The sequence below is a fragment of the Microbacterium salsuginis genome, assembly GCF_012524205.1.
Classification (GTDB): Bacteria; Actinomycetota; Actinomycetes; order Actinomycetales; family Microbacteriaceae; genus Microbacterium; species Microbacterium salsuginis.
In genome coordinates this window covers 166,264-180,484 of sequence record NZ_JABACI010000005.1, presented here as the reverse complement: position 1 = coordinate 180,484, position 14,221 = coordinate 166,264, and the positions used below count along the sequence as shown (strand labels likewise).

Annotated in this window: 14 protein-coding genes and 2 tRNA genes; 11 read left to right on the top strand and 5 right to left on the bottom strand. The window is 68.7% G+C overall.

Annotated elements, in window-relative coordinates:
- Positions 1 to 18: 18 nt before the first annotated feature.
- From HF576_RS16900 to HF576_RS16890, 3 genes are read right to left on the bottom strand one after another with little or no spacing between them, the layout of a single operon-like run.
- Complete coding sequence (locus HF576_RS16900; RefSeq protein ID WP_168914006.1) at positions 19 to 705, bottom strand: TRIC cation channel family protein; 687 nt, start codon at positions 703 to 705, stop codon at positions 19 to 21.
- 37 nt (positions 706 to 742) lie between these two features.
- Positions 743 to 1,366, bottom strand: a complete 624-nt coding sequence (locus HF576_RS16895) for a hypothetical protein (RefSeq protein ID WP_240949006.1) — start codon at positions 1,364 to 1,366, stop codon at positions 743 to 745.
- A 5-nt stretch (positions 1,367 to 1,371) separates the two neighbouring features.
- Positions 1,372 to 1,839, bottom strand: a complete 468-nt coding sequence (locus tag HF576_RS16890; RefSeq protein WP_168914004.1) for a MarR family winged helix-turn-helix transcriptional regulator — start codon at positions 1,837 to 1,839, stop codon at positions 1,372 to 1,374.
- A gap of 118 nt (positions 1,840 to 1,957) precedes the next feature.
- Here HF576_RS16890 and recO point away from each other — a divergent pair, with 118 nt between their 5' ends.
- Genes recO through HF576_RS16875 form a run of 3 tightly spaced genes read left to right on the top strand, consistent with a single transcriptional unit; the run spans position 1,958 to position 4,236 of the window.
- Positions 1,958 to 2,698, top strand: a complete 741-nt coding sequence (gene recO, locus HF576_RS16885) for a DNA repair protein RecO (protein ID WP_168914003.1) — start codon at positions 1,958 to 1,960, stop codon at positions 2,696 to 2,698.
- On the top strand, positions 2,695 to 3,498 hold the full coding sequence (locus tag HF576_RS16880) for an isoprenyl transferase (protein ID WP_168914002.1): 804 nt from the start codon (positions 2,695 to 2,697) through the stop codon (positions 3,496 to 3,498). Before recO ends, HF576_RS16880 begins: the two co-directional genes overlap by 4 nt.
- A gap of 57 nt (positions 3,499 to 3,555) precedes the next feature.
- On the top strand, positions 3,556 to 4,236 hold the full coding sequence (locus tag HF576_RS16875; protein WP_168914001.1) for a DsbA family oxidoreductase: 681 nt from the start codon (positions 3,556 to 3,558) through the stop codon (positions 4,234 to 4,236).
- Positions 4,237 to 4,242: 6 nt separating this feature from the next.
- Here HF576_RS16875 and HF576_RS16870 read toward each other — a convergent pair whose 3' ends face one another.
- Entirely contained in the window at positions 4,243 to 4,746 is a 504-nt protein-coding gene (locus HF576_RS16870) for a glutathione peroxidase (protein WP_168914000.1), read from the bottom strand.
- 52 nt (positions 4,747 to 4,798) lie between these two features.
- On the opposite strand from HF576_RS16870, the gene dusB reads away from it, so the two are divergent.
- The 5 genes from dusB to HF576_RS16845 all read left to right on the top strand — a co-directional run bounded on the left by dusB (position 4,799) and on the right by HF576_RS16845 (position 10,175).
- Positions 4,799 to 5,974 carry a tRNA dihydrouridine synthase DusB gene (gene dusB, locus HF576_RS16865; RefSeq protein WP_205835387.1) on the top strand — a complete coding sequence of 392 codons (1,176 nt, stop codon included), beginning with the start codon at positions 4,799 to 4,801 and terminating at the stop codon, positions 5,972 to 5,974.
- Positions 5,964 to 7,328, top strand: coding sequence for a deoxyguanosinetriphosphate triphosphohydrolase (locus HF576_RS16860; protein ID WP_168914321.1), 1,365 nt, complete (start codon positions 5,964 to 5,966; stop codon positions 7,326 to 7,328). Before dusB ends, HF576_RS16860 begins: the two co-directional genes overlap by 11 nt.
- Positions 7,328 to 9,178, top strand: a complete 1,851-nt coding sequence (gene dnaG, locus HF576_RS16855) for a DNA primase (RefSeq protein ID WP_168913998.1) — start codon at positions 7,328 to 7,330, stop codon at positions 9,176 to 9,178. Before HF576_RS16860 ends, dnaG begins: the two co-directional genes overlap by 1 nt.
- Before the next feature lie 64 nt (positions 9,179 to 9,242).
- A complete protein-coding gene (locus HF576_RS16850; protein ID WP_168913997.1) occupies positions 9,243 to 10,028 on the top strand; it encodes an ATP-binding cassette domain-containing protein in 786 nt (261 codons plus the stop codon).
- 74 nt (positions 10,029 to 10,102) lie between these two features.
- A tRNA-Asn gene (locus HF576_RS16845) sits at positions 10,103 to 10,175 on the top strand.
- 64 nt (positions 10,176 to 10,239) lie between these two features.
- Here HF576_RS16845 and def read toward each other — a convergent pair.
- Positions 10,240 to 10,806: a peptide deformylase gene (gene def / locus HF576_RS16840; protein ID WP_168913996.1), complete on the bottom strand. Its 567-nt coding sequence runs from the start codon at positions 10,804 to 10,806 to the stop codon at positions 10,240 to 10,242.
- Positions 10,807 to 10,848: 42 nt separating this feature from the next.
- Between def and HF576_RS16835 the strand changes: the two genes are divergently transcribed.
- The 3 genes from HF576_RS16835 (at position 10,849) to nagE (ending at position 14,184) form a co-directional block, all read left to right on the top strand.
- Positions 10,849 to 11,937 carry a DMT family transporter gene (locus tag HF576_RS16835; protein WP_168913995.1) on the top strand — a complete coding sequence of 363 codons (1,089 nt, stop codon included), beginning with the start codon at positions 10,849 to 10,851 and terminating at the stop codon, positions 11,935 to 11,937.
- A 52-nt stretch (positions 11,938 to 11,989) separates the two neighbouring features.
- Positions 11,990 to 12,063 (top strand) — tRNA-Ile (locus HF576_RS16830).
- Between the two features lie 192 nt (positions 12,064 to 12,255).
- The gene (nagE, locus tag HF576_RS16825) at positions 12,256 to 14,184 is read left to right on the top strand and encodes an N-acetylglucosamine-specific PTS transporter subunit IIBC (RefSeq protein ID WP_168913994.1); all 1,929 of its coding nucleotides are present in this window, start codon (positions 12,256 to 12,258) and stop codon (positions 14,182 to 14,184) included.
- Positions 14,185 to 14,221 lie beyond the last annotated feature (37 nt).

The window sequence follows — 14,221 nt, the reverse complement described above, 5'->3', positions numbered from 1 at the left end:
GTCGGAGACGGCCCGCCGTCAGCGCTTGACGATCGGGATCGCCGACGTCTCGACCGCCACCTTGCGTCGGTACAGCGCCCGCTGCTCGGGGAGGGAGATGTCGAAGATCACGGCCAGCAGCCGGATGACCGTGGTCACGGCGATGCCGATGGCCGCGGCCACGACCACGTTCGCTCCGAGCTGATGCGCGCCGGCCAGCACCAGGCATCCCGCTGCCGCGGCCACGGCGTAGAGGGAGCCGACGTGCATGATCGCCACCGGAAGCCCCATGATCATGTCGCGCAGAATGCCGCCTCCGACCGCGGCGCACACGCCGACGAACACCGCGGGGACGAGCGGCAGGCCGAGCACGAGCGCCTTGCTCGTGCCGAACGCCCCGAAAAGCCCGATCACGAGCGCATCGAGCCCGACGATGACGGCATTGAGTCGTTGGAAGACCCCGGCCAGCAGCATCCCGAGCAGAGCCGCCCCCGTGGCGGTCAGCAGGTACCAATTGCTCTGCAGGGTGGTCGGCGTCACGTTGAGCAGCAGATCGCGGATGAGTCCGCCGCCCATGCCCATGACGACGCCGATGATCGCGACACCGAGCAGATCCAGGCGCCGCTCGCCGCGGAAGCCCGAAGCGAACAGCGCTCCTTGGATGCCGCCGAGGCCGACGGCGACCAGGTCGGCCCACAGCGGGATCACGAAGAGCGGCTCGTCCACCGTTCCATTGTCGCCGCCCGAGGCGCAGGACGCGGGATCAGGGGATGTGAGTCCGCACCGCGGACATGAATCCGTCCGGGTCGTCCACCCACAGCCGGACGGCGTCGAGCTCTGCCGGTCGGCCTGACACCTCGGTGGTCACCGGGTGCTCGAGCGTGACCAGGATGTTGGTCTCGTTCGCCATCCGGATCGCGAGGGTGCGTCCGTGCGCTTCGTCGCGGATCTTGGGGGCCTTCTCGGTGACGTCGCGAGATCGCTCCACCGACGCGACGGCCTCCCACGGCAGGTCGATGTCGAGGTCGGTCCCCAGACGCGCGCGGATGCCGTCAGGCCCGACCGAGTGAGGGCGTGTGAGGTAGCCCAGCATCCGACCGACCATCCAGGTGACGCCCCAGATGCCCAGTGCGAGGAGCGGGATCCGCACCCACGGCCACGGATGGACGATGAGATCGACGATCGGTATCTCGACGGCGGACAGCACGATGAAGATCACGAGGATCGTCATGACGGGGGAGTGATAGGCGAAGCCGCTCGCGCCTGCCGGCACGCGCGGGCGGCGGAACAGCCAGCGATACAGGCTCTGCCACACGCCGACCTCGGCGCGCCATGCCATCCGGGCGATCCGCGCGACGCGACCGCGACCGGGTGCCTCTTCGGTCATGACGCTCATCCGAGGTCGCTCCGCTCGGCCTGCCGGGCTGCGTGCTCGGCGATCAGGGACTGAAGCCGGTCGAGGATGTGCTGCAGCGCCCGGGACGTGATCTGCAGTTCGTCGTCGTCGAGTCCGGCCACGAGGTCGCTGCCGAGAGCGGTGTGCTCCGCGTCCATCGTCTCCATGATCGACCGACCGCGTTCGGTGAGGGTCACGTGCACCGCGCGCCGGTCGGTCGGGTGCGGTTCGCGCCGCGCGAAGCCGGTGGCGTCGAGTGCGTCGACGAGGGCCGTGACATTGCGCGGGGTGACGCCGATGGCCTCCGCCAGCTGAATCTGAGTCGCAGGTCCGCCGTGATGGAGCACCCACAGCAGGTGCGTGCGCGACGTCGTGAGACCGCGCCGCTCCAGCTCGCTCGTCTGGTCCGCCTCGAGCAGCTGCGAGATCGCGAGGAGGGTGTCAAGAATCTGCGTGCCGGACATAGTGAACAGCATACATAATGTGCTAGCGCCACCACAAAGCGCGGTCGCATCCGGTCGGCCTCGAACCCATGCCGCGGCGCACCGCCTCCTTCCGGCCGCCGCCGGGGATAATTGACGGGTGCCCACCTACCGCGATGAAGTCGTGGTCCTGCGCACCCACAAGCTGGGTGAGGCCGACAGGATCGTGACGATGCTCAGCCGCCGGCACGGCAAGCTGCGGGCCGTCGCGAAGGGCGTGCGGCGCACGTCGTCGCGCTTCGGGGCACGGCTCGAGCCGTTCATGGTCGCGGATGTGCAGTTGTATCAGGGCCGTTCGCTCGACATCATTCAGCAGGCCGAGTCGCTCGGCTCGTACGGCGCCGACATCGCGGCGCACTACGACCGCTACACGTCGGCCCACGCGATGGTCGAGACCGCCGACCGGCTCAACGAGGCCGAGGCCACTCCGCAGCAGTACCTGCTCCTCGTGGGCGGACTGCGCGCGCTCGCGCGCGGCGAGCACGCCTCCCGCAGCGTGCTCGACTCCTACCTGCTGCGCGCGATGGCACTCTCAGGCTGGGCGCCCGGGCTGGGCGAATGCGCGCGCTGCGGGCGTGCAGGCACCCACGACACCTTCGTCGCCCAGCAGGGCGGGATCGTGTGCTCCGACTGCGCGCCCACCGGAGCGGCCCGCGTCGACAGAGCCACTGTCGGACTGCTCCAGTCGCTCATGGCCGGCGAATGGGAGCGGGTGGATGCCGCGACCGCGGCGTCATCGGCGGCCGCGTCGGGCTTGATCGCGGCGTACGCTCAGTGGCACCTCGAGCGCGGCATCCGTTCGCTCTCGCACGTCGCGAGCCCGCAGGAAGGCACCCGGTGACACCGAAGCCGTACACGCATCGCGACGCGGTGCCGTATCGCCCGTTGGACTGGACCGGTGTGTATCCGCCGGCTTATCCGAAGGGCGCGGTGCCGGGACATGTCGCGCTCGTGATGGACGGCAACGGCCGCTGGGCGAATCGCCGCGGCCTCACCCGCATCGAGGGCCACAAAGCCGGCGAGGCGGCGCTCCTCGATGTGGTCGCCGGAGCGATCCAGGCAGGCGTGAAGCACCTCTCGGTCTATGCGTTCTCGACCGAGAACTGGTCGCGCTCTCCGGAGGAGGTGCGCTTCCTCATGGGCTACAACCGCGACGTGCTGCACCGGCGACGGGATCAGCTGAACGAATGGGGCGTCCGCATCCAGTGGGCCGGCCGAAAGCCCCGCTTGTGGGGTTCGGTCATCAAGGAGCTCCAGTACGCCGAGCGCCTGACGGCCGGCAATGACGTGCTCACGCTGACGATGTGCGTCAACTACGGCGGACGCGTGGAGCTGGTCGACGCGATGCGGTCGATCGCCGACGATGTCGCGGCGGGACGGCTCAAGCCGTCGGCGGTGTCGGAGAAGCTCATCCAGCGTCGCCTCTACCAGCCCGGCATGCCGGACGTGGATCTGTTCATCCGCTCCAGCGGAGAGCAGCGCACCTCGAACTTCCTCCTGTGGGAGTCGGCCTATGCGGAGTTCGTCTTCCTCGACACACTGTGGCCCGACTTCACGCGCGCGGACCTGTGGCACGGCATCGATCTCTACCTGGGCCGGGAACGGCGGTTCGGCGGCGCCGTCGACGCCCCGAGTGCCTGACCCGTCCTGATCGCATTCGACGGAATAGATCACCGCACTGGGCAGGTTGTGCCCGGTATGACGGATGCCATCAAGATCGACGTGTGGAGTGACATCGCCTGCCCCTGGTGCTACATCGGCAAGCGCAATCTGGAGAAGGGTCTGGCCGCGGCATCCGCCGACGACGACGCTCCCGCCGTGGAGGTGACCTTCCACTCCTTCGAGCTCTCGCCCGACACTCCGGTGGACTTCGAGGGCGATGAACTCGACTTCCTCGCCACCCACAAGGGCATGCCGCGCGAGCAGGTGCAGCAGATGCTGGAGCGCGTCACGGGCGTCGCCGCGGCGGCCGGGTTGGAGTACCGCTTCGACCTCCTGCAGCACACCAACACGGTCAAGGCACACGAGCTGTTGCACTTCGCCAAGGAGAACGGCCGGCAGCACGAGCTCGCGGAACGGCTGATGTCGGCGTACTTCACCGAGGGCCGTCACCTCGGTCGCGAAGACGAACTGGTGCAACTGGCGACGGATGCCGGCCTCGACGCCGACGCCGCCCGCGACGCGCTGCGCAGCGCTCGCTACCTCGCCGCGGTGCGCGCCGACCAGGCGCAGGCCCAGGCCTACGGGATCAACGGCGTGCCGTTCTTCGTGATCGACGGAAAGTACGGGGTCTCGGGCGCACAGCCCGCCGAGGCGTTCGCGCAGATCGTGCGTCAGGTGTGGGACGAGCGCCGCGAGCCGGCGGTCGTCGACGGCTGACCCGCCTCAGCGGGAGAGGTTCGCCTCGATCACCTCGACGATCGCCGGGTCGTCGGGCTTCGTCTGCGGACGGAAGCGATGGATGCCTCCCCCCGGCGTCACGACGAACTTCTCGAAGTTCCAGCGGACCGGGCCCTTCTTGCCGTCCTCGTCGCGCGTCTGCTTGAGCGACTTGTAGAGGGGTGCGGCCTTGCCGCCGTTCACCTTGACCTTGTCGAAGACCGGGAACGTGACGCCCCACGTCGTCGCGCAGTACTCGAGGATCTCATCCATCGAGCCGGGCTCCTGCCCCATGAACTGATTGCACGGGAAGCCGAGCACAGTGAAGCCGCGGTCCGCGTACGCGCGCTGCAGCTGCTCCAGCTGTTCGTACTGCGGCGTCAGCCCGCATCGAGACGCGACGTTGACCACGAGGACCACCTGATCGCCGTAATCGGCCAGCGTCGCCGTGCCGCCGTCGGCGGTCTGGAACGGGATGGAGCGCAGATCGGTCGTGGTGGCCTCGGTCATATCCCCAGGCTATGCCCCGGCATTCAGCCGCGCATCGGATTCCTATAAGAGAATGGGACCCGTGACCATTGCCATCGCCCCAGAGCGCACCCTGCGCATCGGGCCCATCGAACTCGACGCGCCCGTCGTGCTGGCTCCGATGGCGGGCATCACCAACACCGCTTTCCGCCGGCTGTGCCGCGAATACGGAGCGGGACTGTACGTCAGCGAGATGATCACGACCCGCGCCCTGGTCGAGCGCAACGCCACCACGATGCGGCTCATCACCCACCATGAGTCCGAGACTCCGCGGTCGATCCAGCTCTACGGCGTCGATCCGGCGACGACGGAGGCCGCTGTGCGCCTTCTCGTCGAAGAGGATCGCGCCGATCACATCGATCTGAACTTCGGATGCCCCGTCCCCAAGGTCACCCGCAAGGGCGGGGGTGCCGCGCTGCCGTGGAAGATCGGCCTGTTCCGTGACATCGTCACGCGCGCGGCGCGTGCCGCCGGTGACATCCCGCTGACCGTCAAGATGCGCAAGGGCATCGACTCCGACCACCTGACGTACCTGGATGCGGGCCGGATCGCCGAGGACGCAGGAGTCGCGGCCGTGGCGCTGCACGCACGGACCGCGGCCGAGTTCTACTCCGGCACCGCGGACTGGTCGGCCATCACCAAGCTCAAAGAGACCGTCACCAGCATCCCGGTGCTCGGCAACGGCGACATCTGGTCGGCCGAGGACGCCGTTCGCATGATGGACGAGACCGGATGCGACGGCGTCGTCGTCGGCCGCGGATGCCTCGGCCGCCCATGGCTGTTCGGCGACCTCGCGCGCACCCTCGGGCGACCGGGCGCCGCCCCCTCCGAACCCGTCGATGCGACCCTCGGATTCGTCGCCGCCGCGTTCCGCCGGCACGCGGAGCTGCTCGTGGACTTCTTCGAGGACGAGACCCGAGGCTGCCGCGACATCCGCAAGCATGTCGCGTGGTACCTGAAGGGGTACCCGGTCGGCGGCGAACTCCGTGCCGCCCTGGCCACGGTGTCGAGCCTGGCCGAGATCGACGAACTCCTCTCTACCCTCGACCTGGATGCTCCGTACCCGGGCGCGGCGGCCGAGGGCCAGCGCGGACGTGCCGGTACGCCGAAGCGACCGGCGCTCCCCGAGCACTGGCTGGATTCGCGGGATCTCGCGACCGAGGAGTCCTGTGCCCTCGCCGACGCGGAACTCGACCACAGTGGTGGCTGACGCGGAGGGCGCCGCGGAGCGCCCACCGGGCTACGACGATGCCGACGCCGCTCGCTTCCACGCCGAAGAGCACCGTTCGCAGCGCGACGACTTCGCGCGGGACCGCGCCCGCGTGCTGCACTCCGCCGCCTTGCGCCGCCTCGCGGCGAAGACGCAGGTGCTCAGCCCCGCCAGTCCGGCGGATTTCGCCCGGAACCGCCTCACGCACTCACTCGAGGTCGCGCAGGTCGGCCGGGAGCTCGCGACATCGCTGCGTCTGGCCGCGGACGTCGTCGACACGGCGTGTCTCGGCCACGACCTCGGCCACCCGCCGTTCGGGCACAACGGCGAGCGTGCCTTGAACGAGTGGGCCGAGGACTTCGGTGGGTTCGAGGGGAACGCGCAGACCCTGCGCATCCTCACGCGGCTCGAGCCGAAGGTGGTCGACGGCGATGGACGCAGTTTCGGCCTGAACCTCACGCGTGCGAGCCTCGACGCCTCGTGCAAGTATCCCTGGACGGCGGCCCACCCGCTTCCGGATCCCGGCGGGCGGCTGAAGTTCGGCGTGTACCCCGAGGACGAGGACGTCTTCGCGTGGCTGCGCTCCGACGCGCCAGGGCGAGTGCGCTGCATCGAAGCCGAGGTGATGGACCTGTCGGATGACATTGCCTACTCCGTGCACGACTTCGAGGATGCCGTCGTCAACGGCTATCTCGATCCGGCCCGGCTCGCGGACCCTGCTGAGCACCAGGCGCTGCTCAGCGCCATCCAGTCGTGGGTCGGCTTCGACTTCGCGCGAGACGAGCTCGAGGACGCCTTGTACCGCCTCATGCGGATGCCGGAGTGGATCGACGCGTTCGACGGCACCCGTGCCTCGCTGGCACGGCTGAAGAACCTGACCTCGGATCTGATCGGGCGGTTCGCCCGCGCGGCCACGACCGCGACCCGCGAGGCCTATGCCACCACCGTGCTCACCCGATATCGGGGCCACCTGGTGGTGCCGCGGGTCGTGGAGGCGGAGATGGCCGTCCTGAAGGGCATCATCGGAGCCGTCGTGGTGTCGATCGAGGGACGCAAGGACCTCTACAAGGAGCAGCGGCGGGTCCTCAAGCGCCTCGCCTCCGCGCTGTGGGAGCGGCCCGACGCCCTGGACCCGCTCCACGCGCAAGACCTGTCCCTGGCCGATACGGACCGGGCGCGTCGTCGTGTCATCGTCGACCAGGTGGCGAGCCTGACCGATCAGCTCGCGATCGCGTGGCACGGTGCCCTGGTCGGACCGGTGGACGCGTCCTCCCTCGGCGTCTGGTCGCCCGGAGCGCGCCCAGTCGTCGACGCACCGCGCCGGGCATCGGTCGATTCCGTCGAGGGCCGCTGATGGCAGGTCGCATCCGTCAGGCCGACGTCGACGAGGTCAAGGCGCGGACGAACATCGCCGACATCATCGGGGAGCGCGTCGCGCTGAAGTCCGCGGGCGTGGGGTCCCTCAAGGGTCTGTGTCCCTTCCACGACGAGCGCAGTCCGAGCTTCAACGTCCGGCCGCAGGCGGGCTTCTACCACTGCTTCGGGTGCGGTGAGTCCGGCGACGTCTACTCGTTCCTGCGAGCGATGGACCACGTCACCTTCACCGAGGCCGTCGAACGCCTCGCCGGGCGACTCGGATTCACGCTGCACTACGAGGATGGCGGCGCCGCGCCCGAGACGGCCGGCCGATCCCGCCTCTACGCGGCCAACGCGGCCGCTGCGGAGTACTTCCGGGCACAGCTCGCGACGCCGGAGGCCGACGCGGCGCGCAGCTTTCTGGGGCAGCGGGGGTTCGACGCCGGCGCGGCCGCTCACTTCGGTGTGGGGTACGCGCCGAAGGGCTGGTCGAACATGCACGGCGCGCTGCGCAAGCTCGGGTTCAGCGATGAGGAGCTCAGCGCCGCAGGGCTCGTCTCGCAGGGCCAGCGCGGTGTGTATGACCGGTTCCGCGGGCGTGTGGTGTGGCCGATCCGCGACGTCACCGGGCAGGTGATCGGGTTCGGTGCGCGCCGGCTGTACGACGACGACAACGGGCCGAAGTACCTCAACACACCCGAGACGACGATCTACAAGAAGGCGCAGGTCCTCTACGGGCTGGATCTCGCCAAGCGCGACATCTCGCGCGAGCACCGGGTCGTCGTGGTCGAGGGCTACACCGACGTCATGGCGTGCCATCTCGCGGGGATCACCACCGCCATCGCGACGTGCGGCACGGCCTTCGGATCGGACCACATCACGGTGCTGCGGCGGGTGATGGGCGACGATTCCACCGCCGGTGAGGTGGTCTTCACCTTCGATCCGGATGCTGCGGGCCAGAAGGCGGCGCTGCGCGCCTTCGCCGACGCCAAGAGGTTCAACGCGCAGACCTACGTCGCCACCGGGCCGGAGGGGCTCGATCCGTGCGACCTCCGTCTCGCCCGAGGGGACGGCGCGGTGCGCGCGCTGATGGATGCCAAGGTGCCCATGGTCGAGTTCGTTCTCGACCAGCGCGTCTCGGGATTCGACCTCGCCAGCGTCGAGGGGCGCGTCGGCGCCCTTCGCTCGGCGGCGCCGGTCGTGGCGGAATTGCGCGATCCGCTGCTGCAGCCGGAATACGTGCGGGTGCTGGCCCGCCGTCTGGGCATGGACACCGAGGCGGTTCGCCGTGAAGTCGGCCGCGTGGGCCGCGGCGGCCGCGCGGAAGCGGGGGCCTCGGCGGAGCCGGCGCGCGCCCCTGCCGACGAAACCGCGATGCGTGTGTCGCTCGCCTCCCTTCCACGCAGCCCCGAAGTGGGGCTGGAGCGGGACGCTCTCATGGGCGTCCTGCAGTTCGGCCACCGCATGGACACGACACTCGTCGCACGCGCGCTCGACCTGCCTTTCCGGCATCCGGCACTGGACGCCGTCCGAGTCTCGATCCACAGCGCGCCCGATCGGCAGCGCCCGGGCTGGGCTGTGGATGCCGTGGCGACGGTCCGCGAGCCGTACCGCTCGCTCGCCGCCGAGCTGCTCGCGGGTGACTTTCCCGCCTTGCACGACGACGAGGCCGTCGCGTCCGCCCACGACCTGGTGCGAAGGCTGATCATGCGCGGCCTGGACGGCGAGAAGAGCGAGCTGCTGGGCGCCATCCAGCGTGTGCCGGCCGCCTCCGAGGAAGGGCGTCGCATCCGGCTGCGACTGCGCGAGCTCGACGCCGAGCGACAGGCGCTGGCCGACGGCGCCTGACGGCAACACTCCCGCACGACGTGTCGGCTGGCGCCGCGACCGCGTGTCACGGCAGGATGAACTCATGCCTCGCCGTCGAGATGCCGATGTCGCCGTCCGGTGCGTGGATCTCTCCCTCGCGCGATCCGGACGCGCCGGCGGCACGCAGCGAGTGGTCGACGGCGTATCGTTCGAGCTGCCGCACGGCGGCACGCTGGCGCTCATGGGCCCGACCGGCGCCGGCAAGTCCTCGCTCGCCGCTGTCCTCGCCGGTGCCGGCGAGACGGGGCTCACGGTGGTCGGAGGCACGGCCGAGGTCGAGGGGATCCCGGTGCGCAATCCCGGACGCGCCCACCGGCAACTGACGTACTACGCCGGGTACCTCCCGCAGTCCGCGGGTGCGCACCTTCCCGCCAGGCTGACCGTCGGCGATGTCATCGGCGAGCCGATCACCAGCCGTGACAAGCGGGTGAATCCTCGCGCACTGGCCGTCCGCGTCGCGACCCTGCTCGACGAGATGCTGCTTCCGCTGGGCGCGGCGGCGAAGTATCCGTACGAGCTGAGCGCTGGGATGCGGCAGCGTGTCGCGCTCGCTCGAGCGCTGGTGCTCCAGCCGCGCGTGCTGATCGCCGACGAGCCGTTCTCCAACATGGACGTCGAGGTCCGCAAAGCCGCCCGCGACGCGCTGGTGCGTCGGCGGCACGACTTCGGCATGGCGACGCTGGTCGTCACGAACGAGCCGGAGGTCGTCCGCGAGCTCGATGCCGACGTGCTCGTGCTGAGGGCGGGTCACGCGGTCGCCTTCGGTCACGGCACCCACGATCTGCTGTGGACCCCCAGCGGAGAAGCCGACCGGCGTCTGGTCAGCTGACCGGACCCGGTGTCACGACCACCCTGCGAGCTTTGCTAATATGGACTGGTTGCCCGCGCTGCGGCGAGGGGCATTCCTCCATAGCTCAATTGGCAGAGCAATCGGCTGTTAACCGATAGGTTCTTGGTTCGAGTCCAAGTGGGGGAGCGAAGGCCTCGGGGCTCCACCCCCGGGGCCTTCATTCGTCTGGGCCAGGCTGGGTCAGGCGACCTCAGCCCTCGAGGTCGTCGATTCCCGGTGTCCAGGATTGGCCCGGCCGGCCCCAGCCGCGCTTGCGGGCGATCTTCTGCACCGTCTTCCAGTCGCCGTCGCCGAGACGGTCGACGTAGAGGATGCCGTCGAGGTGGTCGAACTCGTGCTGCATGATGCGGGCACGCCAGCCGTCCACCTGGACGCGCACCGGCTGACCATCGACGTCCAGGCCCGTCACCAGCACCTCGTCGGAGCGGCGCAGCGGGAACCGCTCGCCGGGGAACGACAGGCATCCCTCGGCCTCGTCGTCAGGATCGGGTTCGCCCGGTTCGAGCGGACGCATCCACAGCTCCGGGTTGATGATCACCCCGCGCCAGGGCGCGCCGTCGTCGTCGGCGTAGGAGTAGGTGTAGATCCGCAGCGGCACCCCCACCTGCGGAGCCGCCAGCCCCACCCCGGGAGCGGCATCCATCGTCTCGAACATGTCGGCGACCAGCGTGCGGATCTCATCCGTGATCTCCTCCACCGGCGCGGCGGGGGAGTGGAGGACGGGATCACCCATGATGCGAATCGGGAGAACTGCCACGCCTTGAGCCTATCGACCGGCGTCGCAGGTTAGTGTCGGTACGTGGTGTGGATGGTGTCCGAGCTCGAGGACGTGGGCGATCAGCTCGTCGGCGCCTTCCAGAACCCTGGCCTTCTCATCGGCATCCCGCTGGCCCTGCTCGGTGCGGTCTTCATGTCGTTCGGCGCGCAGTACCAGCATCGCGGAGTCACCAAGGTCGAACAGCTCAGCGGTGCGACGGCGCACCAGGGACTGAGTGCCGGTCACCTTCTCAAGCTCCTCTCGAGGCCCTCGTGGGTGCTCGGAACCGTCATGCTGGGCGTTGCGATCATCTGCCAGCTGACCGCGCTCGCCTACGCGCCCCTGATCGTGGTGCAACCACTCGGGGCGATCGCCCTGGTCATCACCACACTGCTGAACGCGCAGATCAGCGGTCACAAGCCCACCAGGCGGTCGCTCATCGCGATCGCGGCGTGTGTGGGCGGCATCTTCGTCTTCGTCACGATCGCCGCGCTGTTCGCGACCGAGAAGCCGGTGTCGAACCAGCAGCTGATCACGATCCTGGTGCTGCTGGGAGTCGTCACGATCGTCTTCGCGGGGCTGTTCCTGTGGTTCCGCAAGCGCATCGGCCCGCTCTTCTACATCACCGCCGCCGGAGTCATCTACGGATTCGTGGCGACCCTGGCCAAGGTCGTCATCGTGCGCATTCAGAACGGCGACTTCGAGTGGCTGACGATGCTGTGCCTCGCCGCTCTGATCGTGAGCGCGATCGTGGGCGCCTACTTCGTGCAGACGGCATACTCGTCCGGTCCGCCCGATCTCGTCGTCGCCGGATTGACCGTTGTCGACCCGATCGTCGCGATCCTCATCGGCCTGATCGTGCTTCAAGAGGTCGCCGGGGCGCCGCTGTGGGTGTACATCGCGTTCGGGGCGGTGGGCGCCGTTGCCGTGTGGGGCGTCTTCCAGCTCGCGCGCCATCACCCGCAGATCATCAGCGAGAGCCAGGAGCTTCCGATCCAGCGGGGCAGCAGTGGGGGCGGGGTGGATGCCGCGCATCCGCGCACCGGTTCGGTCCGCGTCAGCGAGGCCGTTGCCAAAGTGTGGCCCGAGCCGCCCGTAAAAGACCCGGCGGACGGCTCAGAACGCCGCTGAGACGACCCGGCCGCGGCTCGCGGTAGGCTCGTCTGCGCACGGAGACGTGCGAGGGGCGGTGGCCAAGCTGGTCAAGGCAGCGGGCTCATAACCCGACGATCGTGGGTTCAAGTCCCACCCGCCCTACGAGCGTCGCCGTCGCCCGAAGGGTGGCGGCGACGCTCGTTGCGCGGGTGTCGCGCGACCGCCCTACCGACTAACTGCGCCGCACTCGAGTGTGCGCTACCCCCTTTCGGAGGGACTGCCGGTGCCGGTGCACCCGCCTTCTGTGTAGCCTCATCCCCATCACCTGTCCCTGGCTCCACGTGGAGGCGAACAATGAAGTTCTTGCAGAGGCTCGGCCGATCGATCATGCTCCCGGTGGCTGTGCTGCCGGTGGCTGCGATCCTGTCCGGCATCGGCTACTGGATCAAATCGGCCGCGGGAGACAATCTCGTCTCCACATTCCTGAGCGCCGCCGGCGGCTCGCTGCTGGACAACATGGCGCTGCTGTTCGCTGTGGGCATCGCGCTCGGGATGGCGAGCAAATCGGACGGCACATCGGCCTTGGCAGGCCTGGTGTCATGGCTCGTGATCACGACGCTGCTCAAGCCTGAGACGGTCGCGCTCTTCACGGGCATCGACGATGTCAACGAAGTCGATCCGGCGTTCCTGCGGGTCCAGAACGTCTTCGTCGGCATCATCTGCGGCTTGATCGGCGCCTGGTGCTACGACCGGTTCAAGGACACCAAGCTCCCCGACGCGCTCTCGTTCTTCTCAGGCAAGCGCTCCGTCGCGATCGTCACCGCCGGGTTCTCGCTCGTCGTTGCCATCGTCCTGTTCTTCCTGTGGCCGTTCGTCTACGGCGGACTGGTCGGGTTCGGCGAGTGGATCGTGACGCTCGGGCCGATCGGCACCGGCATCTACGGATTCCTGAACCGGCTGCTCATCCCCGTCGGCCTGCATCACGCGCTCAACTCGGTGTTCTGGTTCGACGTGGCGGGGATCAACGACCTCAACAACTTCCTCGACGGCACGGGAACCTACGGCGTGACCGGGCAGTACATGACCGGGTTCTTCCCCGTCATGATGTTCGGGCTCCCGGGCGCCGCTCTGGCGATGTACCTCACGGCCAAGACGACGCGCAAGAAGCTCGCCTACGGCATCCTGCTCTCCGGAGCGATCTCGTCGTTCTTCGTGGGGGTGACCGAGCCGCTCGAGTTCGCCTTCATGTTCCTGGCCCCGGTGCTGTACCTCGTGCATGCGGTGTTCATGGGCATCTCGATGGCCATCAGCGCGATACTGCCGGTGCGCATGGGCTTCGGCTTCTCCGGCGGGTTCATCGACCTTGTGCTCGGCTGGATGAACCCGTTGGCTCAGAACCCGTGGCTCATCCCCGTGATGGGCGTCTTCTGGTTCGGCATCTACTTCGTCGTCTTCTACTTCATCATCAAGCGCTTCAACCTGAAGACACCGGGTCGTGAGGACGACGACATCCTCGCCGACGACACCGAGTACGACACGCACGCGACGGACGACAAGTACCTCGTCACGGGCGGTCGCTTCATCGAGGCACTCGGCGGCAAGGACAACATCCTCGAACTCGAGAACTGCGCCACGCGCCTGCGAATGGAGATCGACGACGTCAGCAAGGTCGACGACACCGCGCTCAGGCGTGCCGGCGCCGCCGGCACCATGAAGCCGGGCGGCAAGTCGGTCCAGGTGGTCTACGGCACGAACGTCCAGTTCGTGAAGGACGCGATGGAGGCCATCATGACCGGACGGGCGGAAGCACCCACCGGGGCTGCTCCTGAGCCGAGCACGGCCCCCGCAGGCACCGGCGTCCTGACCGAGGCTGCCACCACCACGATCACCCTGCGCCAGCCGCTTCAGGGAAGAGTCGTTCCGCTCGCCGAGGTGCCGGACCCGACGTTCGGTCAGGGGATCATGGGCCCGGGGCTCGCGATCGAGCCCACGGGCGATACGGTCGTCGCTCCGGCTGACGGAACCATCGGCGGCACCTTCGACAGCAGCCATGCGGTGGCGCTCGTGCTGAGCGACGGCACCGAGCTGCTGATCCACGTGGGCATCGACACCGTCGAGATGAAGGGCGACGGCTTCCAGACCCTTGTCGAGAAGGGCCAGAAGGTCACCGCGGGCACTCCTCTGCTCCGGTTCGACCTCGCGAAGATCCGGGCCGCGGGACACCCCGCGGTCACGCCGGTCATCGTGCTCAACAACGAGAACGCGCGGATCGACTTCACCTGATCCGACGAGAATGCGGTGGCGGATGCCTCAGCCGAGG

Bases quoted from the DNA above. Each gene is read 5' to 3' on its own strand.
- HF576_RS16870 (WP_168914000.1), bottom strand. From the start codon at position 4,746: ATGACCGAGGCCACCACGACCGATCTGCGCTCCATCCCGTTCCAGACC.
- dnaG (WP_168913998.1), top strand. From the start codon at position 7,328: ATGGCAGGTCGCATCCGTCAGGCCGACGTCGACGAGGTCAAGGCGCGG.
- nagE (WP_168913994.1), top strand. From the start codon at position 12,256: ATGAAGTTCTTGCAGAGGCTCGGCCGATCGATCATGCTCCCGGTGGCT.
- HF576_RS16850 (WP_168913997.1), top strand. From the start codon at position 9,243: ATGCCTCGCCGTCGAGATGCCGATGTCGCCGTCCGGTGCGTGGATCTC.
- HF576_RS16875 (WP_168914001.1), top strand. From the start codon at position 3,556: ATGACGGATGCCATCAAGATCGACGTGTGGAGTGACATCGCCTGCCCC.
- HF576_RS16890 (WP_168914004.1), bottom strand. From the start codon at position 1,839: ATGTCCGGCACGCAGATTCTTGACACCCTCCTCGCGATCTCGCAGCTG.
- HF576_RS16895 (WP_240949006.1), bottom strand. From the start codon at position 1,366: ATGACCGAAGAGGCACCCGGTCGCGGTCGCGTCGCGCGGATCGCCCGG.
- dusB (WP_205835387.1), top strand. From the start codon at position 4,799: ATGGGACCCGTGACCATTGCCATCGCCCCAGAGCGCACCCTGCGCATC.